Here is a 25,380-nt window from a genome sequence, read left to right as displayed (position 1 = left end):
CCGGACCGGCAGGGTGAGCTTTGACAAACGCGGGCGTCCCGATTCCAGCGCAGCTGCGCCAGATTATGATTTTGTCAAACCATACGGGCAGGACTTGCCCGGCGCCACGATTTTCGTATTTCCCTGGAGACAGGCGTCTCGGGAACTTTGCAGTGCAGCCGCTCGCGGCTCAGCTCATGCTGATGGCTGTGAGCAGCAGGCACATGGCGTACACGGCAGCCAAGCTAATCCCAGCGATCCGGGCTTCTCGATGCGGTGTCATGAGATCAACTCCGGGATGGCGGCCGCCGTCGCGGCGACCCCGTCGCGGCGACCGCTGGTTCGTCAGGTCTCAATCGACTTCCTGCACGACCATGCGCGTGCCGGGATCCACCAGCATGACACGATCGCCGGAGTAGACGTAGCGATATTGCGTGAGCGACGGACCCCAATCTGTCGGGACCGCCTCCAACTCGACATCGCTTGGAACCTGTGCGCCGACGATGATCTTTTCCTTCGTCGCCACCGGTCGCAGGTGATGCTCGGTGACGTAGGTTCTGATTCGCGTCCGGTATTGCGGCTCGATTTGAACCGTCGCATGGCCGGTTCCGGTCGTGGTCACCACGGTCGATTGCGCGAACGCGCCGGTCGAGATCATCAGCGCTGCTGCGGAAAGCAGGAATAGCTTCTTCATGTCGTCCTCCTCGATAACAAGCGCCGCACCAACATCTCACCGAAAGCGACGTTCCCGTCGGATAGGAACAAATTGCCAGTTTTTCCCGTTCGTGAATCGACCGGGCACGGAACGTCCGGAAATTGGAGGAGGAGAGAATGAAGCTGAGGATCGCAACAGCGGCAGTCATGATCGCCGCGTTTTCTTTGCCGGCGTTCGCGGCCGACGAGTTCTACGTCGTGCAGGACGTCAAGACCAAGAAATGCACGGTCGTCGACAAGAAGCCGACCGACACGACCACGACCGTCGTCAGCCCGTCGGGCACGATCTACAAATCGCGCACCGAGGCCGAGAGCGGCATGAAGACCGTCAAGGTCTGCACGTCAAACTGAGGAGGAGGCACATGCCAGTCTTGATTTTGTGGGCCGTGCCGGCCGTGCTGGTGATCGGCGGCGGCGTCTATCTGATCGGCCATTTCCACTAAGCTGAGCACAAAGGCAACGGGCTTTGCGATGCTCGCAAAGCCCGTTGCAACACATGTTGGGAACGTCAGAGATTGCTCTCGGTGATTGCGGCGTAGACCAGGCTGCGTAGTTCGCGCCGGATCGGGTAGGCGCTCGACGGCAGCACCTGGGTCATGAAGATGGTGATCAGCTCCTCGGCGGGGTCGATCCAGAACGAGGTCGTGGCCGCGCCGCCCCAATTGTATTCGCCGGGGCTGCCGGCGATCAGCGTCTCCGCGGGGCGCATGGTCACCGCAAAACCGAGACCAAAGCCGATGCCGTTGTAGGTCGCTTCCGAGAACAGCGAGCGCGAGACTTCCGGCAGCGCCTGTCCGCCCGGAATGTGATTGGTCGTCATCAGGGCAAGCGTCTTCGGACCGATCAGTCTGACACCGCCAAGCTCGCCGCCATTGAGCAGCGCACGGCAGAAGGTGAGATAATCCGCCACGGTCGAGCAGAGCCCGCCGCCCCCCGAAATGAAGGAGGGGGGCGTCAGGAACGAGCTTTTGGTCGGGTCGTCCTGGAGCGTCAGGCCCTCGCGGCGCTGGCCGGCATGCATGGTGAATCCGCCGCCGGGATCGGCGTTGTAGCAGGCGGCAAAGCGATGCGCCTTCGAGGCCGGGACGTGGAAATCAGTGTCGGTCATGCCGAGCGGATCGAGGATGCGTTGCCTCAGAAACTGCTCGAAAGGCACGCCTGAGATCTTGCCGACGAGGTAGCCGAGCACGTCGGTCGCGACCGAGTAGTTCCAGGACTCGCCCGGCGAGAACTCGAGCGGGATCTTTGCGAGGCTCTCGATCATGCCCTGGAGCGTGCCCGACTTCTCGACCTCGCCGATCTTCTCGGCGCGATAGGCGGCATCGACGTTGGAGCGCTGCTGGAAGCCATAGGTCAGCCCGGACGTATGCCGGAGCAGGTCGACGATCAGCATCGGCCGGGACGGCGGCCGGCTCAGGAAGTTGGGCCAGGTGCCGGCGACGAACACGCCGAGATTCTTCCATTCCGGAATGTACTTTGCGACCGGCTCGTCGATCGCGACCAGGCCCTGCTCGACCAGCATCATGAAGGCGATGCTGGTGAGCGGCTTGGTCATGGAATAGATGCGGTAGATGGTGTCGTCCTTGACCGGCGCCTTGCGCTCGACATCGGCAAAGCCCTGGACGGAGCTGTGGGCGACCTTGCCGCGGCGATAGACCAGGAGATGCGTGCCCGGAAATCGGCCGGCATCGATGTACCTGGCCTTCAGATGGGCATCGACGCGGTCGAGCGCGGCCTTGGACATGCCCACGGATTCGGGCGAGGCGGGGGTAGGGGCGAGCATCAGTTCCTCCGGGCAATTTTGTCAGACGTTGATAGCCGAAATGAGGACCTTATTCCAAGCGGGACGCGCTTAACGCGAGGCCGGAGATTGGTGTAGGCTCTGCTTGGAAAGCCGCCAAAAAGCCAGCCGGGCCAACGAGAAAATCCAGGGCAACGCACCATGACCCAGTTCAACGAGACCGAACTCACCGAAGCCGTCGTCAAAAGCTTCGACAACACACCGGATCCGCGTGCAAAATTCCTGCTCCAGGAATTGGTGAAGTCGCTGCACGATTACGTGAGCAAGACCGGTCTCACCTTCGAGGAGTGGGAATACGCCATCGACTTTCTCACGCGCACCGGCCAGAAATGCACCGACACCCGCCAGGAGTTCATCCTGCTCTCCGACGTGCTCGGCGTCTCCATGCTGGTCGACGCGGTCAACCATCGCGACCGCGACGGCGCGACGCAGACCACGGTGCTCGGCCCGTTCTACGTCGGCGAGCACAAGGTTACCGCCCACGGCACCGACATCTCGCCGAACAATCTCACGGGCGAGCGGATGTTCGTGCAGAGCCGGGTCACCGATCTCCACGGCAAACCGCTCGCGAACGTCCCGGTCGATGTCTGGCACGCCGACGATGACGGCTTCTACGATTCCCAGAAGGCCAATTACGACGAGGTCGGTGCCTCCGCGCGGGCGCGCTTCATCACCGACAGCGACGGCCGCTTCTTCTTCCGCACGATCTTGCCGTGCAGCTATCCTATCCCGACGGACGGGCCGGTGGGCGAGATGATCGTGCAGACCAAGCGCCATCCGATGCGCCCGGCGCACGTGCACTTCCTGGTCAATGCCAAGGGCTACGAGCCGCTGATCACCCACGTCTTCATGGAGGGCGATAAATATCTCGATTCCGACGTGGTGTTCGGCGTCAAGGACGACCTCGTCGCCAAGGTCGAGCCGCGCAACGAGCCCGAGATGCCCGACGGCGGCAAGGCCAACGGGCAGTGGCATCTGATGAGCTACGAGTTCCACCTCAAGCCGGGCGGAGGCATCGCGCCGAAGCCGCTGGGGACGAAGGCGGCTGAGCCGGCCTGATCGGCGCCGGCGATGCTAGCGGGCGTGCAACAGGGCGAGTAACGCGACGACGGCGCAGGCCAGCGTCACCGTTGTCAGCTTCCAGAACAGCAGCGGATTGCGCTCGATCAGGGGCGTGGTCGGCGTGCCGAGATAGGCTGGGTTAGGGTTCCTGAGTTCGTAGGTGAATTCGAACAGGTCCTCGTGGCGCTTGTTGGGATCGGGATGCAGCGCCCTGCGCAGCGCACCGTCGATCCAGACGGGGACGGCACGGTCGTCGTGGCTGGCCGGGCGATACCTGAGCTTCCAGGCATCCGACCGTCCTTTGATCCGCGCGATCTGAGCGCCGTAAGGTAGCTCTCCGGTCAGCATCTGGTAGCAGACGCTTGCCAGCGAGAACATGTCCGATCGCGGCGAGCCGCCTTCACCGAGAAAATATTCCGGTGCGGTGTACTGAACCGTGCCGAGGATCTCGGCATCATCAGGATTGGGCGCTGCCTCGACGACGCCGGCGACCTTGACCGCTCCGAAGTCGATGATCTTTGCCGTGCCGGTCTTGTCGATTAGGATGTTGTCGGGCCTCAAATCCTGATGCAGCATTTCCATGCGATGGAAGGCGCGCAGGCCCGCCGCGACCTGGTCGACGATGCTGCGCACGGTCTCGAGGTCGGGTCGCGGATTGTCCAGCATCCACTGCCTCAGCGTCTGCCCCTCGATGAACTCGGTTGCGACGTAGAGGTAGTTGCGCCGCCTGGACCGGGAGCACGGTTTCAGGACGTGGGGGCTGTCGATCCGGCGCGCGATCCACTCCTCCATCAGGAAGCGCCTCAGATAGGCCGGGTCGTCGCGCAGATCGATCGACGGAATCTTCAGCGCGACCATCTCCCCGGTCTCGGTGTCGACGGCGAGGTAGATGTGGCTGCGGCTGGAGGCATGCACTTCGCGGACGATGCGGTAGCCGTCGAACAAGGCGCGCGGCTCCAGCAGGGGCGGCAGCGGCAGCTCGGCCGTGCCACCGAAAATATCGGCCGAGCCCGCCAGCGGCACCCCGTCGATGCGCAGGATCTGCACGGTGATGTTGTCGTCGCTGCCGCGCCGGTAGGCTTCCTCGACGATGGTTTGCGCGGCCGCGTCGAGATCGGCGGCGGAGGCCGCGAGGGTGCTCGTGACGAATCGATGATCGACGAATTCGTAGGCGCCGTCCGTTGCCAGCAGGAAAATGTCGCCTGGTTCGACCTGTAGGGCCTGATAATCGATTTCGATTTGCGGATTGATCCCGAGCGCGCGGCCGAGATAGGTCTGCTCGGACGAGACGATGATCCGGTGATCGTCGGTGAGCTGCTCGAGGGCCTTGCCGGCGACGCGGTAGATCCGGCAATCGCCGACGTGAAAGATGTGGGCCATGGTCGATTTGACGACCATGGCCGTGAAGGTGCAGACGTAGCCCTTGTCGCGATCGTAGGCATATTGGCTGCGCCGCGTTTCCGCGTGCAGCCAGGAGTTGGTCGCTTCCAGGACGCGCCGCGCCGAATTCTTCACCGTCCAGGATTCGGAGGTGCAGTAATAGTCGGTCAGGAAGCTCTTGACCGCCGACTCGCTCGCCACCTGGCTCACCGCGCTGCTCGAGATGCCGTCGGCCAGCACGACGGCGATGCCCTTCAGGCTCAGCAGCGGCTCGATCGGGATCAGCGCGCCGTGGAAGTCCTGGTTGACCGGCTTGCGCCCCTTGTCGGAGTGCTGCCCGATCGAGATTTGCAAGCCCCGGCCCATCCTCGCCACCAATGCAAAGGGAGCCTCACCTTAGCAGGCAAAGCTCCCTTGTCGGACGACACTCTCTCGTTTGAATAGCGATCGCTCAGGCCGCTGCGCGCGGCTGGCTCTTCGCCGCGACCTCACGCTTGGGCTTGGTCAGCACATGCGTGGTGTAGAGGGTGAGGCCGGTGAAGGCGAGGCCGCCGACGAGGTTGCCCAGCACGGTCGGGATCTCGTTCCAGATGAAATAATCCAGGATCGAGAACTTGGCGTGCAGCATCAGCCCCGACGGGAACAGGAACATGTTCACCACCGAGTGCTCGAACACCATGTAGAAGAACACCAGGATCGGCATCCACATCGCGATGACCTTGCCCGGGACAGTGGTCGAGATCATCGCGCCGACGACGCCGGTCGAGACCATCCAGTTGCAGAGCATGCCGCGGATGAACAGCGTCGCCATGCCGGCGGCGCCGTGTGCGGCATAGCCAAGGGTACGGCCTTCGCCGATATTGCCGATCGCGGTGCCGACCTTGTCCGGGTCCTGGGTGAAGCCGAAGGTCGTCACGAACGCCATCATGAAGGCCACGGTCAGCGCGCCGCCGAAATTGCCGATGAAGACGAGACCCCAGTTGCGCAGGACGCCGCCGAGCGTGACGCCGGGCCGCTTGTCGAGCAGGGCGAGCGGGGAGAGCACGAAGACGCCGGTCAGAAGGTCGAAGCCCAGCAGATAGAGCATGCAGAAGCCGACCGGAAACAGCAGCGCGCCAACGATCGGCTGGCCGGTATTGACGTTGATGGTCACGGCGAACCATGCCGCAAGCGCCAGGATGGCGCCGGCCATGTAGGCGCGGATGACCGTATCCCGGGTGGACATGAAGATCTTGGATTCCCCAGCGTCCACCATCTTGGTGACGAATTCCGAAGGCGCGAGATACGACATCGTCAGTTCCTTTGTGCGTGTGAACCCTTGAGGCGCGCCCGTTGCCGGATCGCGCCCTGGTCACCCCGATGAACCGCATCCCGCGGGGCAGGAACGCGCGACCTGCGCGATGTCGGCATGCACTGGGATAGCGTCACGATGACCGCGCCCCCGGCGGTCCGGCGAACAGGCTTCGCTATCCCCATGGCCGTCGGAAGCGCGATGCCCCGGGCGCACTGCAGTCATCGTTGACCTGCACGACATGAAGCAATCGATGTGCCAATGGGGCGGTGGCCTGGGTCGGCCGTCTGGGCGGGGTTCAGCGCCAGGTTTGCTGGGGATTGCTCCACGCGAATTTGCTCGCGCGGGGCCGCCAAATCGGGGCTATGGCGAAAAAGCGGGCGCCTGCACAACTCTTGTGCGACGCACAATCAACAGGCGAATCGGCATTCAAGAATTGAGCGAGAAGCCGAAGTTTGATGCAATTATAGGCTCGCCTAAAGATTCATCAGTCAATTTAAGTCGCTGTTTTATATTGAGTTTTGTCGATTGCTGCCGTTGGCACAAGGTTTGAATTACCGGATCTGACGCCATCGACGCCGTCACAAGCAATCAACCAATCTGTGACACCGCCCAATCGGGGCTCTCCCCGAGCGTGCCTCTTTGCGTCCGCGATTTGTCGGTGTCGCGCCTTCCTAGTGAAAGGGATTTTCCAATGAGGGAAGACAATCCGACCTGGATCTCAGACTGGAGACCGGAGGATGAGGCATTCTGGAATGCGACGGGCAAGACCATCGCCCGGCGTAACCTGATCTGGTCGATCGTGGCCGAGCATATCGGCTTCTCCGTGTGGCTGATCTGGAGCATCGTCGCGACCAAGCTGCCGCAGGCAGGTTTCCACTACTCGACCGATGAGCTGTTCCAGCTCGTGGCCGTCCCCGGCCTGATCGGCGCCTTGATGCGCTTCCCCTATACGTTTGCGGTGACGACGTTCGGCGGTCGCAACTGGACCATCTTCAGCGCTGCGATCCTGTTCATTCCGACGCTGTCGCTCGCCTACTTCGTGAGCCAGCCCGAGACGCCGTTCTGGCTGATGCTGCTGATCGCTTCGACGGCGGGCCTCGGCGGCGGCAATTTCGCCTCCAGCATGACCAACATCTCGTTCTTCTTCCCGGACCGGATGAAGGGCTCGGCGCTGGGTCTCAATGCCGCCGGCGGCAACATCGGCGTCTCCAGCGTGCAGTTGCTGACCCCGATCCTGATGACCGTTGGCGCCATCAACCTGTTCCAGGCGACGCCGGTCGGCGGTGTCTATCTGCAGAACGCGGGCCTGATGTGGGTGCTGCCGATCGCGCTCGCGGTGTTCGGCGCGGTGTTCTTCATGAACAACCTGACCTCGGCCAAGTCGTCGGTGAAGAACCAGCTCGCGATCGTCAAGCGCAAGCACACCTGGATCATGGCCTTCATCTACATCGGAACGTTCGGCTCCTTCATCGGCTACTCCGCCGCGTTTCCGCTGCTGATCAAGACCCAGTTTCCGACGGTGACGATCTCGATCGCGTTCCTCGGTCCGCTGGTCGGCTCGCTGTCGCGTCCGTTCGGCGGCTGGCTCGCCGACAAGGTCGGCGGCTCGATCATCACCTTCTGGAACTTCATCGCGATGGCGGCAGCCACGATCGGCGTGCTGTACTTCGTCGGGCAGAAGGACTTCACCGGTTTCCTGTCGATGTTCCTGATCCTGTTCCTGACGACTGGCATCGGCAACGGTTCGACCTACCGCATGATCCCCTCGATCTTCCGCGAGGAGAACCTGTTCAAGGTGCGCGGCAAGGGCGATGCGGCGCGCGCGATGGCATTGAAGACTGCGAGCATCGAGAGCGGTGCGGCGGTCGGCTTCATCGGCGCGGTCGGTGCCGTCGGCGGCTATCTGATCCCGAGCAGCTTCGGCAAGTCGATCGCTGCGACCGGCGGTCCGCAGCTCGCACTTGCGATCTTCCTCGCATTCTACGCCCTCTGCCTGGGGCTGACCTGGTGGTTCTACCTGCGTCGCAGCTCGCAGGCCGAAGGCGCGCCAAGCCTTGCCGAAGCGCGCGTGTGAGCATGATCCGGAAAAGTGTGAAGCGGTTTTCCGACGAGATCATGCTCAAGGACTAGAGCCTGGTACGAAACACGCTTCTCCCCGTACGCGGGGAGAAGCCGCTCTGATGACGTTTGACCCATGAACTTTTTCCGCAACGAGGCGGACAAAGGCAGACCGAAACAGACAGGAGACCATCATGACGCCACAGCAGATCGCCCTCGTGCAGCAGAGCTTTTCCAAGGTCGCACCGATTTCAGAAGCAGCCTCGCAGCTGTTCTACGATCGCTTGTTCGAGGTCGCTCCGTCCGTGCGCGCGATGTTTCCCGAAGACATGACCGAGCAGCGCAAGAAGCTGATGGGCATGCTCGCCGCCGTCGTCGGCGGCCTGTCCAATCTCGAGACGATTCTTCCCGCGGCATCGGCGCTCGCCAAGCGTCACGTCGGCTACGGCGCCAAGGCCGAGCACTACCCCGTGGTCGGCGCGACCTTGCTGTGGACCCTCGAGAAGGGCCTCGGCGAGGCCTGGACGCCCGAACTCGCAACCGCCTGGACCGACGCTTACGGCGTCTTGTCCGGCTACATGATTTCCGAGGCCTACGGCCCACAGGCGCAGGCCGCCGAATAGGAGATGTCTCGTGAGTGAACCGCTCGTCATCGTCGGTAACGGTATGGCAGCCGCGCGTCTGGTCGACGAGCTCGCCAAGACCGCACTCGGCCGTTATGCGGTCGCTGTGATCGGCGAGGAGCCGCGGCTCGCTTACAACAGAGTGCTGCTCTCATCCGTGCTGGCCGGCGAGACCGGCTCGCACGAGATCGAGCTCCGGCCGGCGGACTGGTGGCGCCATCGCGGCGTCACCGTGCGCTATGGCTATCGCGTCACCGAGATCGACACCGGCCGCCGCGAGCTCAAGATCGCGGGCGAAGAGAGCATGGAATACTCCAAGCTCGTGCTCGCCACCGGCTCGACGCCGCTGCGGCTCAACGTAGCAGGTGCCGATCTCGCCGGCGTGCACACCTTCCGCGACACCCGCGACGTCGATCTGCTTCTGACGCTGGCGGCAGCGAAGAAGCGCGTCGTCGTGGTCGGCGGCGGGCTCCTCGGGCTGGAGGCAGCCTATGGCCTGGCCAAGGCCGGCGCGCCCGTCACCCTGCTGCATCTGATGGACCGGCTGATGGAGCGTCAGCTCGATGGTCCGGCCGCCGATTTGCTCAAGACGCTGGTCGAGCGCAAGGGCATTCGCATCATGCTCAACGCCTCCACCGCCCGCATCCACGGCGAGCACCACGTCGAAGCCGTGGAGCTGGCCGACGGCAGCCGCATCGAAGCGGACGCCGTGATATTCGCCGCCGGCATCCGGCCCAACATTGCGCTCGCCAAAGATGCCGGCATCGCGGTCAACCGCGGCATCGTCGTCAACGACGTGATGCAGACGGCGTCTCCCGACATCTACGCGCTCGGCGAATGCGCCGAACATCGCGGCACCTGCTATGGCCTGGTCGAGCCTGCTTATGAGCAGGCGCGGGTGCTGGCCAGGCATCTCGGTGGCCGCCCCGCCGCCTACCAGGGCAGCGTGGTCTCGACCAATCTGAAAGTGTCCGGCGTCAGCGTGTTCTCGGCCGGCGACTTCATGGGCGGTGAGGGCAGCGAGAGCCTCGTGCTGTCGGACCGCCGCCGCGGGACCTACAAGAAGCTCGTCATTTCAGACGGATGCCTTACCGGCGCCGTGCTGATCGGCGAGACCGCCGACGCGCTCTGGTATCTCGAATTGATCCGCACCCGCGAGAAGATTGCTGCCATCCGGGCCGACATGATGTTCGGCCGCGCGCTCGCGCTTCCTTCCAAAGCTGCGTGATGGAGGCGGCTTGATATGACGGCGATCGATCCCACGCTTCGCACCACCAAGACGACCTGTCCCTATTGCGGCGTCGGCTGCGGCGTGCTCGCAACGCCCGATGGCGCGGGCGGCGCAGCGATCGCGGGCGACCCGGACCATCCCGCCAATTTCGGCCGGCTGTGCTCGAAGGGCTCCGCACTCGGTGAGACCGTCGGGCTGGAGGGCCGGCTGCTCTATCCGATGATCCGCTGCAAGGGCGTGCTGGAGCGCGTGGCCTGGAGTGACGCGCTCGATCATGTCGCGCATCGCATGAAGCACATCGTCGCACGCGACGGCGCGGACGCAGTCGCATTCTATCTGTCCGGTCAGCTCCTCACCGAGGATTATTACGTCGCCAACAAGCTGATGAAGGGCTTTGTCGGCACCGCCAATGTCGACACCAATTCGCGGCTCTGCATGTCGTCCTCGGTCGCCGGCCACCGCCGCGCCTTCGGTGCCGACACCGTGCCGGGCTGCTATGAGGATCTCGACCAGGCGGATCTCTTGGTTTTCGTCGGCTCGAACGCCGCCTGGTGCCATCCGGTGCTGTTCCAGCGCATGCTGAAGAACCGCGCCGAGCGCGGCGCGCGGATGATCGTGATCGATCCGCGCCGCACCGATACCGCAAGCGACGTCGATTTGTTCCTTGGCCTCAAGCCGGGCACCGACACCGCGCTGTTCTCCGGCCTGTTCGTGCATCTCGCCGACAATGGCGCGCTGGATCTGGACTATGTCGCGCGTAACACCTCGGGCTTCGACGACGCGCTGGCGCGTGCGCGCAACATCGCCGGCAGCGTCACCGCGACTGCGCTTGCGACCGGCCTCTCCGAGCAGGACGTCGCCACCTTCTTCAGGATGTTCCGCGAGACGCCCCGCGTCGTGACGCTGTACTCCCAGGGCGTCAACCAGTCGGCGCAGGGCACCGACAAGGTCAACGCGATCCTGAACTGTCATCTCGCCACGGGCCGCATCGGCAAGCCCGGCGCGTCGCCGTTCTCGCTCACCGGCCAGCCGAATGCGATGGGCGGCCGCGAGGTCGGCGGGCTCGCCAACATGCTTGCCGCACACATGGGCTTCACACCCCCGGATATCGACCGCGTCAGGCGGTTCTGGAGGGCGCCGCGCATCGCCACCCATGAGGGGCTGAAGGCGGTGCAGCTGTTCGAGGCGATCAACCGCGGCGAGGTCAAGGCGCTGTGGGTGATGGGCACCAATCCCGCGGTGTCGCTGCCCGATGCGGATTTCGTGCGTGAAGCGCTGAAGAAGCTCGAGCTGTTCGTGGTGTCCGAGAACGTGCTCAGCAACGACACGGTCGAGGCCGGCCCGCATGTGCTGCTGCCGGCGCTGGCGTGGGGCGAGAAGTCGGGCACGGTGACCAATTCCGAGCGCCGCATCTCGCGCCAGCGTTCGTTCCTGCCGGCGCCGGGTGAAGCGCGGCCGGACTGGTGGATTCTCAGCGAGACCGCCAAGCGTCTCGGCTTCGGCGACAGCTTCAATTACAAATCCGCCGCCGATATTTTCCGCGAGCACGCCGCGCTCTCGGCCTTCGAGAACAATGGCAGCCGCGATTTCGACATCGGCGCCCTGACGTCGCTGTCCGACGAGGATTTCGACGCCTTGACGCCGGTGCAGTGGCCGGCGCGCGCAGGCGCAGAACCGGGAGAGCGCTTCTTCGCGGAAGGTGGCTTCTTCACCAATGACGGCAAGGGTCGCTTCGTCGCGCCGGAAGTGCCGTCACTGCGAGCCGAGACCGGCCCGTCCCGTCCCCTGAGGCTCAATACCGGGCGCATTCGCGACCAGTGGCACACCATGACGCGTACCGGCCTCAGCCAGCGGCTGGGCGCGCATCTGCCCGAGCCCTTCGTCGAGATCCATCCCGACGATGCCGGCAAATACGGCATTGCTCACGACGGCTATGCCCGCATCACCACCGACTACGGTCAGTGCATCCTGAAGGCCGTCGTCAGCGATCGGCAGCAGCGCGGCACCCTGTTCGCGCCGATCCATTGGAGTGCGATGAACGCCTCGCATGGGCGCGTCGGGGCGCTGGTGCACTCCTTCACCGATCCGTTCTCCGGCCAGCCGGAATCGAAGGCGACGCCGGCAGCGATCGCGCCGTATGAATTCGTCTTCCGCGGTTTTGCGCTGTCGCGAAAACAGTTCAATCTGCCGCCCAACCTGCTGTGGACACGCGTCACGGTCAGCGGCGGCTTTGGCTATCTCTTCGCCGACAACGCGGATCTGTCGCGCTGGCCGACCTGGCTCGAGCGCGTCGCCGGCGAGGACGTGGCCGAGTACCGCGATTTCGGCGGTGGCGTTTTCCGCGCGGCTTCGTTTTCCGGCGACCGTATCGAGACCTGCCTGTTCGTCGGGCCCGCACACGATGCCGGCGACTGGGAGGTGGTGAAGAGCCTGTTCGCGGCCGATCGCGTCACCGACGATCAGCGCCGCATGCTGCTGTCGGGTAAATCCAGCGAAGGCTCAGCTTCGACCGGCCCTGTTGTCTGCGCCTGCTTCGGCGTCGGCCGCGGCACCATCTGCGACACCATCGCGAGCGGTGCCCGCACGGCTGCCGAGATAGGTACCAAGCTGAAGGCTGGCACCAATTGCGGCTCCTGCATCCCCGAGCTGAAGCGCCTGATCGCGACGACGGAGGTGGTCGCGGCGCAAGAGACAAAGCGGGTCGGCGCGGCCAGGTAGGTCGTCTTCCCCGGGGGCCCATTTTGGGTAGGCGCGCCGCATCGGCCCCGGCCGACAGTTGCAAGAATTTTAAGCAATTCCCGCTAACGTGCATTAATTTTTACGAATTGATACTGTTAAAGGGTCGGGAACGCATGTCGAGCAAACTTCGGTTGCGTCGCTTGAGCTCAAGCGCGAGCAAATTTCGTTTGGGCCTGCGCACGCAGGTCCTTTTGCTCGGTGTCACCGGCGTGGTCGTGGTCGGCATGATCTATCTTGCCGGCCGGCAGATCGAGGACCGGAGCCGCGCCGTCGCCGATCGCTTCGCGAAGCTTGAATCAGAGACGGCCCGCCTGTCCGAGAGCCTGCTGCAGGGCCGTGAGATCGCGACCGGCTTTCTTCAGAAACCCAACGACAAGAAGGTGGCGGCGCATGAGGAGACGCTGCGAGCCGCGACCGCCCATTTGACGGAAGTCGAGGAGATCGCGGGTGCACTGCCCGAAGGCGATCCGCTGCGCAAGGCGCTGTCGTTTCGACCTGTCATCAGCAGCTATGCCACCCGCTTCTCCAACGTCGTCGCGGCCCAGAAGCTCGTCGGCTTCAACGAGAATGACGGCTTGCAGGGCAAGCTCCGCGCGGCCGTGCATTCGGTCGAGAGCAAGCTCAAGGCGTTCGACAAGCCGAGGCTCGCCGTCCTGATGCTGATGATGCGGCGGCATGAGAAGGATTTCATGCTGCGCGGCGAGGACAAATACAGCGACGAGCTCGTCAAGCGCGTCGGCGAATTTCTGCCCGAGCTTGCGAAGGCCGATCTGCCCGATGACGCCAAGGCCGAGATCAGGAAGCTGATCGACATTTACAAGAGCAGCTTCCTCGCCTTCTCGGCCGGCCAGAGCACGCTGAACGACGAGGCGGAGGATCTGGCACAGATCTACGACCGGCTGCGGCCAAATCTCGAGGTCGTCCGAAACGCGGCTGGCGCACGGCTCGATGCCGTCAGGGACGAGCTTGTGGTCGTGCAGCGCTATGTGGTCTGGTCCATCGGCATCACCGTTGCCGTGATGATCGCGATTGCGTTCTGGTTTGGACGCAGGCTCACGGCGCCGCTGACCCGCATGGTCAAGGCGATGGAGCAGCTTGCTGATGGCGATCTCGATCGTCCGATCGAGCGGATCGATCGCCAGGACGAGATCGGCAAGATCTCGTCCTCGCTCTCCGTCTTCCATCACAAGCTGCTCGAGAACCGGCAATTGTCCGAAGCGCGCGAGCAGGCCAAGCGCGATGCGGAAGTCCAGCGTAGGCAGGGCATGCTCGAGATCGCCGACCGTTTCGAGGACGCCGTCGGCAATATCGTCAATGCCGTCACCTCCGCGTCCTCCGAAATCGAGCTGGCCTCGAACGGATTGTCCGGTACGGCGGAGGCGACCAACGCGTTGTCCACGACGGTTGCTGCCGCCTCGGGGCAATCCTCGGCCAGCGTTCAGTCGGCGGCTGCCGCATGCCAGGAGTTGGTCACGTCAGTCGGCGAAGTCGGCCGCAGGGTCGCGCAGTCGCACGAGGTTGCACTTGCAGCCGTCGAGCAAGCCAACCGGACCAACAGCCAGATCGATGCGCTCTCGCAGACGGCGGACCGCATCGACGAGGTCGTGCGGATGATCTCGGCGGTGGCGGGGCAGACCAATCTGCTGGCGCTGAACGCGACGATCGAGGCGGCGCGCGCCGGCGAGGCGGGCCGCGGCTTTGCGGTCGTCGCCTCCGAGGTGAAGGCGCTCGCCAGCCAGACCGCGAAAGCGACCGACGAGATCGGCCGCCAGGTCGCGCAGATTCAATCGGCCACGCGGCAGTCGGTCGACTCCATCAAGCAGATCGGCGGCACCATCGAATCCATGGCCGACATCGCCTCCTCGATCGCCGCCGCAGTCCAACAACAGGGCGCCGCCGCGCAGGCCATCGCCCGCGACGTTCAGCAGGCCGCGCAAGGCGCCTCCGAAGTCTCGACCAGTGTCGAGAACGTCAGGCGCGGTGCCTCCGAAACCGGCGCCGCCGCCGGCCAGGTGCATGGCGCGGCGCTCGCGCTACTCGACGAGAGCAAACGGCTTGGCAGCGAAGTCGAGCAGTTCCTTGCGACGGTCCGCGCGGCTTGAGTTGGGGCTGCGCAACTCAAGGACGGTCGCGTGCCCCGGACGCTGCGCATCACGAAGTGGTGCGCTGCAGAGCCGGGGCGATATAACCGCGGAGTGTTTGGCCTCTCTGGGTCCCGGCTCTGCGCAGCAACGCTGATGCGTTGCAGCGCGTCCGGGACACGAGAGTGGTGCGAGCCGGTAACACACTCCAACGCAGGCATGAATCCACATAATCGACGCCGCCGCGATAGTGCCCTATGGTGTCGCGCGCTGCCTCTCGACATTCACAATCAATCATGTTCCCGGAGGCGCCGCCGCGGGCAGCGGAGTTTGGAGACAAACATGAAGACAAAATCCTTCGGCAAGTCAGGCGCCAACGTCTCCGTCATCGGGCAGGGCACCTGGTATCTCGACCATGGTGATCGCAAGCGCGCGATCGCGGCGCTTCAGCGCGGGCTCGATCTCGGCATGACCCATATCGACACTGCGGAGATGTATGGCGATGCCGAGCTCGTCATCGCCGATGCGATTGCGGGTCGTCGTGACGACGTGTTCCTGGTTTCGAAGGTGCTGCCGAGCAATGCTTCACGCCGCGGCACCATCACGGCCTGTGAGCGCTCGCTGAAGCGGCTGAAGACCGATCGTCTCGATTGCTATCTGTTGCACTGGCGCGGCTCGTATGACCTCGAGGACACCGTGGCCGCGTTCGAGGAACTGGTAGAGGCCGGCAAGATCAAATCCTGGGGCGTCTCCAATTTCGACGCCGACGATCTCGACGAGATTATCGAGGTCTCGGGCGAAGGCAGGATCGCCTGCAATCAGGTGCTCTATCATCTCGGGGAACGCGCGATCGAGCACGCGGTGATCCCGTGGTGCGAGCGGCACGGTGTCGCCGTCGTTGCCTATTCGCCGTTCGGGCACGATGATTTTCCGGATGCGCGCAGCAAGGGCGGCGCCGTGCTGGCGCGCATTGCAGAGGCGCGTCGTGCGACACCGCGTCAGGTCGCATTGAGCTTCCTCACCCGTGCGACTACGGTGTTCGCGATCCCGAAGGCGTCATCGGCGGAACATGCCGGCGAAAATGCGGCGGCGGGCGATCTCGCGCTGACGAAAGAGGAGATTTCGGCATTGGATGCGGCGTTTCCGCGCGGCCCGAAGCCGCGCAGCCTGCCCATGCTGTAGCGCACAAACGCGCAATATTAACGGGGCGTTGACGCGCGTGGACGTCAGCGCATATCGGCCTCCTGTTTTCGGAAGTTGTGAACGCGGCGCATTTGTCGTTTTTTATAGCCCGTCTCGATTCGCATTTTTCCCAGGTCGACCAGTGACACCGCCGCCCGCCGCAGCCGCAAGGCTCGACAGTGTTCCCATGCCCTTGCCAGAGAAGAAGCAGGAGGCTCGCCGCGCGCCTGCGCGCGTCGACCATCCCTTCAAGGGTATCGCGCTGGTGCTGCTGTCGACGATCTTCCTCGGCTGCTCCGACGTCACTTCGAAATATTTGTCATCGAGCCTGCCGTCGATCGAGATCACCTGGATTCGCTTCGTCACCTTCGCGCTGATGTTCCTGCCGGTGATGCTGCCGGGCTCGCCGCTGCATGCGATGCGGACCGAACGGCTGGGCCTGCAGATCATGCGCGGCACGGCGCTGCTCGGCTCCTCGCTCTTCTTCATCACCGGCTTGCGCTTCCTTCCCATCGCGGAAGCCTCTGCCACCGGCTTCGTCTCGCCGTTGTTCGTCACCGCGCTCTCGATCATCTTCCTCAGCGAGAAGGTCGGCATGCGCCGCTGGATCGCGACCGCGATCGGCCTGTTCGGCGTGATGATCATCATTCGTCCGGGCTCGGCCGCGTTTCACGTGGCCGCGTTCTTCCCGATCATCTCGGCATTCTGCTGGGCCGCCGCGCTGATCATGACGCGCCTGATGAGCGGGCGTGAGGCCGTTCTCACCACGATGGCCTATTCGGCGCTCACGGGCGTTGCGATCCTCACCGTCATGGTACCGTTCGTCTGGGTCACACCGACCTGGACGGGCATCGGGCTCGGCATCGTGATCGGCCTGGCCTCCACCGTCGGGCAGTGGATCATCGTGCTGGCCTATCGCTATGGTGATGCCTCGGTGCTGGCGCCGTTCTCCTACACGCAATTGCTGTGGGTCAGCATCTTGGGCTTCTTCGTCTTCGGCGAGCTGCCCGATGTCTGGACCGTTACGGGAGCGGCCTTCATCGTCGCCAGCGGGCTCTACATCGCCCATCGCGAGCGCGTCCGCCGCGCCCAGGTTTTGGTGCAGGCAGCGCGGTCGCCGAACCCCTGACGCAAGTTCGCGCGTCCTGATACGTGCTATCAACGGCTTCAGCGAAGTGGGAGGAGCCGGATGCGCGCCGCGATTTTCAGGAACGGTGAGATTGTCGTTGGTCAGATGGCCGAGCCGAAGCCCGGCCCCGGCCAGGTGTTGGTCAAGACGCTCGCCTGCGGCATCTGCGGCTCCGACCTGCACGCGCGCCAGCACGCGCCGCGGATGGTGGAGATGGCCAAGAAGACCGGCCGCACGCCGATGGACCTGTCGCGCGATGTCGTGTTCGGTCACGAGTTCTGCTGCGAGATCCTCGACTACGGCCCCGGCACGATGCGCAAGCTCAAGCCCGGCACGCATGTGTGTTCGCTACCGGCGCTGCTGACGCCTGAAGGCATCAAGGGCATCGGCTATTCCAACGAGCTTGTCGGAGGCTATGCAGAGCAGATGCTGCTCAGCGAGCCGCTGTTGCTCGAGGTGCCGAACGGCCTTGCTCCGGAACATGCCGCGCTCACCGAGCCGCTCGCGGTCGGCGTTCACGCGGTGGCGAAGGCAAATATCCAAGGCGGCGAGGTGCCGCTGGTGATCGGCTGCGGCCCGGTCGGGCTGGCCGTGATCGCGGCCCTGAAGATCAAGGGCCTGCACCCGATCGTCGCCGCCGACTATTCGCCGGCGCGCCGCGCGCTCGCAGCTCAGCTCGGTGCCGACGTCGTCGTCGATCCCAAGGTGTCGCAGCCCTACACGAGCTGGGCCGAGCACGCGCAGATGTCGGAGGCGGAGAAGGCGGCGCGGCCGCCGTTCCAGGCCATGCTGCCGGCGCTGAAGCCCGCTGTCATCTTCGATGCGTCGGCGTGCCCGGCCTGCTGCAGCAGGTGTTCGAGGGCGCCCCGCGCGATGCCAAGATCGTCGTGGTCGGCGTCTGCATGGAGAGCGACAGAAGCGAGCCCATGCTCGGCATCATGAAGGAGCTCAACGTCCAGTACGTGCTCGGCTACACGCCGGAGGAGTTTGCGGCCTCGCTCCGCCTGATCGCGGAAGGGCAGGTGGATGCTGCGGCCATGGTGACGGCGGAAGTCGGCATCGACGGCGTCGCCAAGGCCTTCGCCGATCTCGCCAACCCCGAGGCGCACACCAAGATCATCGTGCAGCCGTGGCGATGAGGGGAACGTAGGGTGGATTAGCCGAAGGCGTAATCCACCGCTGTTGATCTTCGCGGAGGCAGAAGAGGTGGGTTACGCCGAGCAACTCCACCCTACGAAACCGCGATCAATACTTCGCAGGCACGTACATCTCCGCCGGAATCGGGCCGCGGTGATAGTCGGGGTTGCGCACGCGCGCCGGCAGCATCACCGGCACATGCGCGACGTCCTGATAGGGGATCTGGCTGAGCAGATGCGAGATGCAGTTGAGGCGCGCGCGCTTCTTGTCGACGGCATCGACGATCCACCACGGACTGTCAGGCAGATGCGTGTGCTCCAGCATGGTCTCCTTGGCCTTGGTGTAGGCCTCCCAGCGGCTGCGCGCCTCGACATCCATCGGGCTCAGCTTCCACTGCTTGAGCGGATCCTTGATCCGCATTGTGAAGCGGAATTGCTGCTCGTCATCCGTGATGGAAAACCAATATTTGATCAGGATGGTTCCAGAGCGGATCAGCATCCGTTCGAATTCCGGCACCGATTGGAAGAACTCCTGGTACTGCTCCTCGGTGCAGAAGCCCATCACGCGCTCGACGCCGGCGCGATTGTACCAGCTGCGGTCGAACAGCACGATCTCGCCGCCGGCCGGCAGGTGGGAGACGTAGCGTTGGAAATACCATTGCGTCCGCTCGCGCTCGCTCGGGGCGGGAAGCGCCGCGACGCGGCAGATGCGGGGATTGAGGCGCTGGGTGATGCGCTTGATGACGCCGCCCTTGCCGGCGGAGTCGCGGCCCTCGAACAGCACCACGACCTTCTTCTTTTCCATCTGCACCCAGTCCTGGAGCTTGACCAACTCGCCCTGGAGGCGGAGCAGCTCCCGGAAATAGACCTTGCGGTCGACCGTCGGGTTGAGCACGTCGGTCTCGTCCAAGAGCTCGTCGAGCCTGCTGTCGTCAAGCTCCATTTCCAGCTCCTCGTCCAGATCGTCGGCCATCTCCTGGATGATGCGCTCGCGCTTGGCGGTCTGGGAGGTGCGGTCGGATGCAGTCATGGGTCCTTCTCACGGCAGAATTATCTGTCGCTCGGGACCATCGGCGGGGTTTATTGCGCGCATATGACAGACGCGGCCGTCACACCGGCAGCGCGATCGAATATTTCACCTGGCTCAGCGCAAAGCTCGATTCGATCGAGGCGATGCCGTCGAGCCGGGTCAGCTTGGTCTTCAGGAACGTCTCGTAGGAGGCGAGGTCGGCCGCGACGACGCGCAGGAGATAGTCGCGGTTGCCGGTCATCAGATAGCACTCCAGCACCTCGTCCCATTTGGAGATGGCGCGGGCGAAGCGGTTGAGGTCCTCCTCCTTCTGGCGCGCCAGCTTGATCGAGATGAACACGCTGACATGCAGACCCAGCGCCTTCTGGTCCACGGTCGCGATGTAGCGTGAGATCACGCCGCGCTCCTCCAAGAGCTTGACCCTGCGATGGCAGGGCGAGACCGAGAGCCCGACCTTGTCGGCGAGTTCCTGCATGGTCAGGCGGCTGTCGTTCTGGAGATGGCTGAGGATCTTGCGGTCGATGGCGTCGAGCTCGGGCATTGGAACAAAACCTGCAGATAATGGCGGGTTATTGGTATAGTATCCCAATATCGACGGGTATGACGCGAAAAATTGAGAAATCTGGCGCCGCCGGCAGGCGTATGATCCGGCTTATTTTCCGGAGCATCGCCATGCCCGTCGATTCCGCGCGTCTCGAAACCCTGACTGCACTGGCCCGCAAGGCGCTGTGGCTGTCGTCATGGACGATCCATCACGCCAACCATGTCCGCTCCAACTCGGATGGGCTGAAGGTCGGCGGCCATCAGGCTTCGTCCGCCTCGCTCGCCACCATCATGTCGGCGCTGTATTTCCATGTGCTGCGCCCGGAAGATCGCGTCGCGGTGAAACCGCATGCGAGCCCGGTGTTCCACGCCATCCAATATCTGTTCGGCCGGCAAAGCTGCGAGAAGCTGGAAAACTTCCGCGGCTTCAAGGGCGCGCAGTCCTATCCCTCGCGCACCAAGGATGTCGACGATGTCGATTTCTCCACCGGCTCGGTCGGCCTCGGCGTCGCGCAGACGCTGTTCGCCTCGCTGGTGCAGGATTACGTCAAGGCGCATGGCTGGATGAAGGATCGCCGCGAAGGTCGGATGATTGCCCTCGTCGGCGATGCCGAGATGGACGAGGGCAATATTTTCGAGGCCCTGGCAGAAGGCTGGAAGCACGGCCTGCGCAACACCTGGTGGGTCGTCGACTACAACAGGCAGTCGCTCGACGCCGTCGTGCGCGAAGGTCTGTGGGAAAAGTTCGAAACCATGTTCCGCAATTTCGGCTGGGACGTGGTCATCGTGAAGTACGGCCGCCTGATGCGCGAGGCCTTTGCCGAACCCGGTGGCGAGGCGCTGAAGGGTTGGATCGACAATTGCCCGAACGCGCTCTATGCGGCGCTGTGCTTTCAGGGCGGCGCCGCCTTCCGCAAGCATCTGCATGACGAGATCGGAGACCAGGGCCCGATCACCGAGCTGATCGACAAGCGCAGCGACGAGGAGCTCTTGGCGCTGATGTCTAACCTCGGCGGCCACGACATGGCGAGCATGGTCGAGGCGTTCGAGTCCGTCGACCACGACCGCCCGGTCTGCTTCATCGCCTACACCATCAAGGGCGTCGGCCTGCCGTTCCAGGGCCACAAGGACAACCACGCCGGCTTGATGACCGTCGCGCAGATGGAGAAATACCGCGAGAGCCAGAACATCCGCCCCGGCCACGAATGGGACAAGTATGAAGGCCTGACGCAGAGCGCCGCCGAGCTCGATGCCTTCCTCGCGCGCGTGCCGTTCAACACGGATGGCCGCCGGCTGACAGCGCCCGTGGTCGAGGTGCCCGCCCAGTTTACGTTCAAGCCGTCGCCGCAGATGTCCACACAGCAGGGCTTTGGCCTCGTGCTGAACGAGATCGCGCGCGGCGACAGCGAACTCGCCAAGCGCATCGTCACCACCTCGCCCGACGTCACCGTCTCGACCAATCTCGGCCCGTGGGTGAACCGGCGCGGCCTGTTCGCCAATGCCGCGAAGGCCGACTTATTCCGCAGCGAGAAAATTCCCTCGACCTACAATTGGGATGCCTCGCCCAAGGGCCAGCATCTCGAGCTCGGCATCGCCGAGATGAACCTGTTCATCATGCTCTCGGCGCTCGGCCTGTCGCATCAGATCAACGGCGCGCGGCTGCTGCCGGTCGGCACGCTCTACGATCCCTTCATCGAGCGCGGCCTCGATGCGCTCAACTATGCCTGCTACCAGGATGCGCGCTTCATGGTGGCGGCGACGCCATCAGGCATCACGCTGGCGCCTGAGGGCGGCGCGCACCAGTCGATCGCAACGCCCCTGATCGGCATGGCGCAGGACGGCCTTGCCTCGTTCGAGCCTGCTTTCGTCGACGAACTCGCGGTCATCATGGGCTGGGGTTTCCAGCACATGCAGCGCGATCCGGGTGAGGGCGGTTCGGTGTATTTGCGCCTGTCGACGCGCAGCATCGAGCAGGCCCAGCGCATCATGACGCCGGAGTTGCAGCAAGGCATCACCGACGGCGCCTATTGGCTGCGCAAGCCGGGACCCAATGCCGAGCTCGTGATCGCCTATACCGGCGCGGTCGCGCCGGAAGCGATCGAAGCCACCGGCTTCATCGGTGAGGACAGGCGCGACATCGGCCTGCTCGCGATCACTTCGGCCGACCGCCTCCACGCAGGCTGGACCGCCGCGCGGAAATTGCGCCGCGACCGGCGCGGCGTGCAGCATCTCAGCCATATCGAACAATTGCTGGCGCCGCTGCCGCGCAACTGCGGCATCGTGACCGTGATCGACGGCCATCCTGCCGCGCTGGGCTGGCTCGGCAGTGTCCGCGGCCATCGCGTCGAGGCGCTCGGCGTCGAGCAGTTCGGCCAGACCGGCACCATCGCCGACCTCTATCGCCACTACGGCATCGACGCCAACGCCATCATCGATGCGGCGGAAAGCCTCACCACCGGCGCGCCGGTGCTGCATCGGAAGATGGCGGTGTAGTCGACGTAACCGGCGGCATGGGCCCCGGCTCAGCAGCGCATCACTGAAGAAGTGCTGCGCTGCGTCCGGGGCACGCGAGTGTTTGTACTCGTTCCAATTTCGTGTCCCGGACAAGGCGCGACATGAAATGTCGCGACGCCGAGCCGGGACCCAGAGCCGCTTGCTTCGCTCCCTGTCGCGTCCCATATTCCGCGCGTCCGCCGCAACGCTGGCCCCGCATATGGCGGGTTCAATTGCCGGCGCTTTCGTGCAAGGATGCCTGCCGAAACGCCCCCCAAGCCCCCAAGAAGAGGTTAACGATGGTCAATCGCATGCAATTCTACATCGACGGCGCCTGGGTCGATCCCGCCGTCAAGAAGTCCACTCCGGTCGTCAATCCCGCGACGGAAGAGGCGATGTATGAGGTTGCGCTGGGCTCCAAGGCCGATGTCGACAAGGCGGTCGCCGCCGCCAAGCGCGCCTTCGCGACCTTCTCCCAGACCAGCCGCGAGGAGCGCGTCGCGCTGCTCAGCAAAGTGATCGAGGTCTACAAGACCCGCATCAAGGAGATCGGCGCCGCGGTCTCCGACGAGATGGGCGCGCCGCTGCCGATGGCCGAGAAGCTGCAGGCTGGCGCGGGCCTTGGCCATCTCATGACCACGCTCGACGTGCTCAAGAACTATCATTTCGAGGAGCCCGTCGGCACCGCCATGGTGCTGCGCGAGCCGATCGGCGTGGTCGGCATGATCACGCCCTGGAACTGGCCGCTCAACCAGATCGCCTGCAAGGTCGCGCCCGCGCTCGCCGCCGGCTGCACCATGATTTTGAAGCCGTCGGAGTTCACGCCGACCTCGGCGTTGATCTTTGCGGAAATCCTTCATGAAGCCGGCGTGCCGAAGGGCGTGTTCAACCTCGTCAACGGCCTCGGCCCCGAGGTCGGCGCGGCCATGAGCGAGCACCCCGACATCGACATGATCTCCTTCACCGGCTCGACCCGCGCCGGCATCGACGTGGCCAAGCGCGCAGCTCCCACCGTGAAGCGCGTCAGCCAGGAGCTCGGCGGCAAGTCGCCGAACGTCATCCTGGAAGGTGCCGACCTCACCAAGGCGGTGACCGGCGGCGTGATGCACATGTTCAACAACTCCGGCCAGTCCTGCAACGCGCCCTCGCGCATGATCGTGCCGCTGTCCAAGATGAAGGAAGTCGCCGCGATCGCGAAGGCCGTCGCCGACAAGACCAAGGCGGGCGATCCGCGCGCCGATGGCACCACCATCGGTCCGGTCGTCAACCGCGGCCAGTGGGACAAGATCCAGGGCCTGATCAAGAAGGGCATCGACGAGGGCGCGACGCTCGTCGCCGGCGGTCCGGGCCTGCCCGAAGGCGTCAACAAGGGCTTCTATGTCCGCCCGACCATCTTCGCCGACGTCACCCCCGACATGACGATTGCGCGCGAAGAAATCTTCGGACCGGTGCTGACCATCATCGGCGCCAAGGACGAGTCCGAGGCGGTGCAGATCGCCAACGACACGCCCTACGGCCTCGCGGGCTACGTCACCGGTGCTTCGGTGGAGGACGCCAAGCGGGTCGGCCGCCAGATCCGCGCCGGCAACGTCAACCTGCAGGGCGTGCCCAACGACCGCACCGCGCCGTTCGGCGGCTACAAGCAGTCCGGCAACGGCCGCGAGTGGGGCAAGTACGGTCTCGAGGATTTCCTCGAAGTGAAGGCCGTCGCCGGCTTCAACGCGGCGTAAGTTTTAGCGGTTGAACGAACAGGACGCCGGAGCGGAAACTGCTCCGGCGTTTTTTGTTTTGCTCCGTCATTGCGAGCGAAGCGAAGCAATCCAGAATCTTTCCGCGGGTGCAGCCTGGATTGCTTCGTCGCGAGGGCTCCTCGCAATGACGGTGGAGCGCCTATCCCCCCACCGCCCCCTGCGTATTCACATACAACGCGTAGATCGACTGGCTTGCCGCCATGAACAGGCGGTTGCGCTTGACGCCGCCGAAGCAGAGATTGGCACATCGTTCTGGCAATGCGATACGCCCGATCATGACGCCGTCGGGTGCGAACACCACGACGCCGTCGAGCTCGGGATCGCCCATGCCCCAGCCGCACCAGAGATTGCCGTCGATGTCGACGCGGAAACCGTCCGGCGTGCCGGGGCCGGCATCGACGAAGACGCGCTTGTTCGAAAGCTTGTCACCGGAAGGCGAGACGTCATAGGCGAGAATTTTGCGGGTCGGCACGCCGCGGGATTCGATGAGGTAGAGGATTTTCTCGTCCGGCGAGAAGGCGAGCCCGTTCGGCCCGAGCACACCCTCGGCGACGACGGCGGCTGTGCGGGTGACGGGATCGAGCCTGTAGACGTTCATGTCGATCTCGGGCTCGGACTTGTAGCCCTCGTAATTGCCAAGGATGCCGAAGATCGGATCGGTGAACCAGATCGAGCCGTCCGATTTAACAACGACATCGTTCGGCGAGTTCAACCGCTTGCCGTTGAATTGATCCATCAGCACGGTGATCTCGCCGTCATGCTCGGTGCGGGTCACGCGACGGCCGCCGTGCTCGCAGGTCACCAGACGGCCCTGGCGATCCCTGGTGTTTCCATTGGCGAAATTCGACGGTTTTCGGAAGTTCGAGACTGCGCCGGTCTCTTCCTCCCACTTGATGATGCGCTGGTTCGGAATGTCGCTGCACAAGAGATATCGCCCGTCGCCGAACCAGACCGGGCCCTCGGCCCAGCGCAGGCCGGTCGCCAGCCGCTCGACGGCGGACAATTTCAGCCAGTACTTTTCGAAGCGGGGATCGAGCGCACGGATCGCCGGATCCGGATAATAGCTCGCCGGCCGCCAGCCTGGCCGCTCCTGGGTGTGGGACGATGCCTCATTCATGTCGGTTCTCTCGTTTCGTTCCCTCTGGACAAACCAG

At 64.1% G+C, this 25,380-nt stretch carries 20 protein-coding genes; 13 read left to right on the top strand and 7 right to left on the bottom strand.

The window, feature by feature from the left end; all coding sequences use genetic code 11:
- Positions 1 to 331: 331 nt before the first annotated feature.
- Positions 332 to 673 (bottom strand): DUF1236 domain-containing protein, encoded by a 342-nt coding sequence (locus XH91_RS25090; RefSeq protein WP_128953069.1) that lies wholly within the window; start codon positions 671 to 673, stop codon positions 332 to 334.
- Between the two features lie 137 nt (positions 674 to 810).
- Here XH91_RS25090 and XH91_RS25085 point away from each other — a divergent pair, with 137 nt between their 5' ends.
- Positions 811 to 1,044, top strand: a complete 234-nt coding sequence (locus XH91_RS25085) for a hypothetical protein (protein WP_128953068.1) — start codon at positions 811 to 813, stop codon at positions 1,042 to 1,044.
- A gap of 157 nt (positions 1,045 to 1,201) precedes the next feature.
- Here XH91_RS25085 and XH91_RS25080 read toward each other — a convergent pair whose 3' ends face one another.
- Entirely contained in the window at positions 1,202 to 2,476 is a 1,275-nt protein-coding gene (locus XH91_RS25080) for a serine hydrolase domain-containing protein (protein WP_128953067.1), read from the bottom strand.
- 159 nt (positions 2,477 to 2,635) lie between these two features.
- Here XH91_RS25080 and XH91_RS25075 point away from each other — a divergent pair, with 159 nt between their 5' ends.
- On the top strand, positions 2,636 to 3,553 hold the full coding sequence (locus tag XH91_RS25075; protein ID WP_128953066.1) for an intradiol ring-cleavage dioxygenase: 918 nt from the start codon (positions 2,636 to 2,638) through the stop codon (positions 3,551 to 3,553).
- A gap of 15 nt (positions 3,554 to 3,568) precedes the next feature.
- Here XH91_RS25075 and XH91_RS25070 read toward each other — a convergent pair whose 3' ends face one another.
- Together XH91_RS25070 and XH91_RS25065 are read right to left on the bottom strand one after the other, a co-directional pair.
- Positions 3,569 to 5,302: a bifunctional protein-serine/threonine kinase/phosphatase gene (locus XH91_RS25070; protein WP_164933788.1), complete on the bottom strand. Its 1,734-nt coding sequence runs from the start codon at positions 5,300 to 5,302 to the stop codon at positions 3,569 to 3,571.
- A gap of 85 nt (positions 5,303 to 5,387) precedes the next feature.
- Positions 5,388 to 6,227, bottom strand: coding sequence for a formate/nitrite transporter family protein (locus tag XH91_RS25065; RefSeq protein ID WP_128953064.1), 840 nt, complete (start codon positions 6,225 to 6,227; stop codon positions 5,388 to 5,390).
- Between the two features lie 694 nt (positions 6,228 to 6,921).
- Here XH91_RS25065 and XH91_RS25060 point away from each other — a divergent pair.
- The 9 genes from XH91_RS25060 (at position 6,922) to XH91_RS39475 (ending at position 18,412) form a co-directional block, all read left to right on the top strand.
- Positions 6,922 to 8,304, top strand: coding sequence for an MFS transporter (locus XH91_RS25060; RefSeq protein ID WP_128953063.1), 1,383 nt, complete (start codon positions 6,922 to 6,924; stop codon positions 8,302 to 8,304).
- A gap of 178 nt (positions 8,305 to 8,482) precedes the next feature.
- Positions 8,483 to 8,911 carry a globin family protein gene (locus XH91_RS25055; RefSeq protein WP_128953062.1) on the top strand — a complete coding sequence of 143 codons (429 nt, stop codon included), beginning with the start codon at positions 8,483 to 8,485 and terminating at the stop codon, positions 8,909 to 8,911.
- 10 nt (positions 8,912 to 8,921) lie between these two features.
- A complete protein-coding gene (locus XH91_RS25050; protein WP_128953061.1) occupies positions 8,922 to 10,139 on the top strand; it encodes an NAD(P)/FAD-dependent oxidoreductase in 1,218 nt (405 codons plus the stop codon).
- Positions 10,140 to 10,154: 15 nt separating this feature from the next.
- Entirely contained in the window at positions 10,155 to 12,860 is a 2,706-nt protein-coding gene (locus XH91_RS25045; RefSeq protein ID WP_128953060.1) for a nitrate reductase, read from the top strand.
- A gap of 188 nt (positions 12,861 to 13,048) precedes the next feature.
- Positions 13,049 to 14,983: a methyl-accepting chemotaxis protein gene (locus XH91_RS25040; RefSeq protein ID WP_164933787.1), complete on the top strand. Its 1,935-nt coding sequence runs from the start codon at positions 13,049 to 13,051 to the stop codon at positions 14,981 to 14,983.
- A gap of 321 nt (positions 14,984 to 15,304) precedes the next feature.
- Entirely contained in the window at positions 15,305 to 16,144 is an 840-nt protein-coding gene (locus XH91_RS25035) for an aldo/keto reductase (RefSeq protein WP_128953058.1), read from the top strand.
- Between the two features lie 187 nt (positions 16,145 to 16,331).
- A complete protein-coding gene (locus XH91_RS25030) occupies positions 16,332 to 17,273 on the top strand; it encodes a DMT family transporter (RefSeq protein WP_164933786.1) in 942 nt (313 codons plus the stop codon).
- A 60-nt stretch (positions 17,274 to 17,333) separates the two neighbouring features.
- Positions 17,334 to 18,215 (top strand): alcohol dehydrogenase catalytic domain-containing protein, encoded by an 882-nt coding sequence (locus XH91_RS25025; RefSeq protein WP_245477192.1) that lies wholly within the window; start codon positions 17,334 to 17,336, stop codon positions 18,213 to 18,215.
- Positions 18,200 to 18,412 carry a hypothetical protein gene (locus XH91_RS39475; RefSeq protein ID WP_245477191.1) on the top strand — a complete coding sequence of 71 codons (213 nt, stop codon included), beginning with the start codon at positions 18,200 to 18,202 and terminating at the stop codon, positions 18,410 to 18,412. Before XH91_RS25025 ends, XH91_RS39475 begins: the two co-directional genes overlap by 16 nt.
- Positions 18,413 to 18,518: 106 nt before the next feature.
- Here the strand turns inward: XH91_RS39475 and ppk2 are convergent, their stop codons facing one another.
- Both ppk2 and XH91_RS25015 read right to left on the bottom strand, forming a co-directional pair.
- Entirely contained in the window at positions 18,519 to 19,439 is a 921-nt protein-coding gene (gene ppk2 / locus XH91_RS25020) for a polyphosphate kinase 2 (protein WP_128953056.1), read from the bottom strand.
- A 79-nt stretch (positions 19,440 to 19,518) separates the two neighbouring features.
- The gene (locus XH91_RS25015; protein WP_128953055.1) at positions 19,519 to 19,980 is read right to left on the bottom strand and encodes an Lrp/AsnC family transcriptional regulator; all 462 of its coding nucleotides are present in this window, start codon (positions 19,978 to 19,980) and stop codon (positions 19,519 to 19,521) included.
- A gap of 131 nt (positions 19,981 to 20,111) precedes the next feature.
- On the opposite strand from XH91_RS25015, the gene XH91_RS25010 reads away from it, so the two are divergent.
- Positions 20,112 to 22,475 (top strand): transketolase, encoded by a 2,364-nt coding sequence (locus tag XH91_RS25010; RefSeq protein ID WP_128953054.1) that lies wholly within the window; start codon positions 20,112 to 20,114, stop codon positions 22,473 to 22,475.
- A gap of 299 nt (positions 22,476 to 22,774) precedes the next feature.
- Complete coding sequence (locus tag XH91_RS25005) at positions 22,775 to 24,205, top strand: aldehyde dehydrogenase family protein (RefSeq protein ID WP_128953053.1); 1,431 nt, start codon at positions 22,775 to 22,777, stop codon at positions 24,203 to 24,205.
- Between the two features lie 160 nt (positions 24,206 to 24,365).
- On the opposite strand, the gene XH91_RS25000 is transcribed toward XH91_RS25005, so the two are convergent.
- Positions 24,366 to 25,343, bottom strand: a complete 978-nt coding sequence (locus XH91_RS25000; protein ID WP_128953052.1) for an SMP-30/gluconolactonase/LRE family protein — start codon at positions 25,341 to 25,343, stop codon at positions 24,366 to 24,368.
- Positions 25,344 to 25,380: the final 37 nt, after the last annotated feature.

The sequence above is a fragment of the Bradyrhizobium guangzhouense genome, from assembly GCF_004114955.1.
Classification (GTDB): domain Bacteria; phylum Pseudomonadota; class Alphaproteobacteria; order Rhizobiales; family Xanthobacteraceae; genus Bradyrhizobium; species Bradyrhizobium guangzhouense.
The sequence above is the reverse complement of the archived record's forward strand: the minus strand, read 5'-3'. Positions and strand labels throughout refer to the sequence as shown.

Excerpts from the sequence above, each read along its gene's own strand:
- XH91_RS25090 (WP_128953069.1), bottom strand. The coding sequence starts at position 673 with ATGAAGAAGCTATTCCTGCTTTCCGCAGCAGCGCTGATGATCTCGACC.
- XH91_RS25085 (WP_128953068.1), top strand. The coding sequence starts at position 811 with ATGAAGCTGAGGATCGCAACAGCGGCAGTCATGATCGCCGCGTTTTCT.
- XH91_RS25080 (WP_128953067.1), bottom strand. The coding sequence starts at position 2,476 with ATGCTCGCCCCTACCCCCGCCTCGCCCGAATCCGTGGGCATGTCCAAG.
- XH91_RS25075 (WP_128953066.1), top strand. The coding sequence starts at position 2,636 with ATGACCCAGTTCAACGAGACCGAACTCACCGAAGCCGTCGTCAAAAGC.
- XH91_RS25070 (WP_164933788.1), bottom strand. The coding sequence starts at position 5,302 with ATGGGCCGGGGCTTGCAAATCTCGATCGGGCAGCACTCCGACAAGGGG.
- XH91_RS25065 (WP_128953064.1), bottom strand. The coding sequence starts at position 6,227 with ATGTCGTATCTCGCGCCTTCGGAATTCGTCACCAAGATGGTGGACGCT.
- XH91_RS25060 (WP_128953063.1), top strand. The coding sequence starts at position 6,922 with ATGAGGGAAGACAATCCGACCTGGATCTCAGACTGGAGACCGGAGGAT.
- XH91_RS25055 (WP_128953062.1), top strand. The coding sequence starts at position 8,483 with ATGACGCCACAGCAGATCGCCCTCGTGCAGCAGAGCTTTTCCAAGGTC.
- XH91_RS25045 (WP_128953060.1), top strand. The coding sequence starts at position 10,155 with ATGACGGCGATCGATCCCACGCTTCGCACCACCAAGACGACCTGTCCC.
- XH91_RS25035 (WP_128953058.1), top strand. The coding sequence starts at position 15,305 with ATGAAGACAAAATCCTTCGGCAAGTCAGGCGCCAACGTCTCCGTCATC.
- XH91_RS25030 (WP_164933786.1), top strand. The coding sequence starts at position 16,332 with ATGCCCTTGCCAGAGAAGAAGCAGGAGGCTCGCCGCGCGCCTGCGCGC.
- XH91_RS25025 (WP_245477192.1), top strand. The coding sequence starts at position 17,334 with ATGCGCGCCGCGATTTTCAGGAACGGTGAGATTGTCGTTGGTCAGATG.
- XH91_RS39475 (WP_245477191.1), top strand. The coding sequence starts at position 18,200 with ATGCTCGGCATCATGAAGGAGCTCAACGTCCAGTACGTGCTCGGCTAC.
- ppk2 (WP_128953056.1), bottom strand. The coding sequence starts at position 19,439 with ATGACTGCATCCGACCGCACCTCCCAGACCGCCAAGCGCGAGCGCATC.
- XH91_RS25015 (WP_128953055.1), bottom strand. The coding sequence starts at position 19,980 with ATGCCCGAGCTCGACGCCATCGACCGCAAGATCCTCAGCCATCTCCAG.
- XH91_RS25010 (WP_128953054.1), top strand. The coding sequence starts at position 20,112 with ATGCCCGTCGATTCCGCGCGTCTCGAAACCCTGACTGCACTGGCCCGC.
- XH91_RS25005 (WP_128953053.1), top strand. The coding sequence starts at position 22,775 with ATGGTCAATCGCATGCAATTCTACATCGACGGCGCCTGGGTCGATCCC.
- XH91_RS25000 (WP_128953052.1), bottom strand. The coding sequence starts at position 25,343 with ATGAATGAGGCATCGTCCCACACCCAGGAGCGGCCAGGCTGGCGGCCG.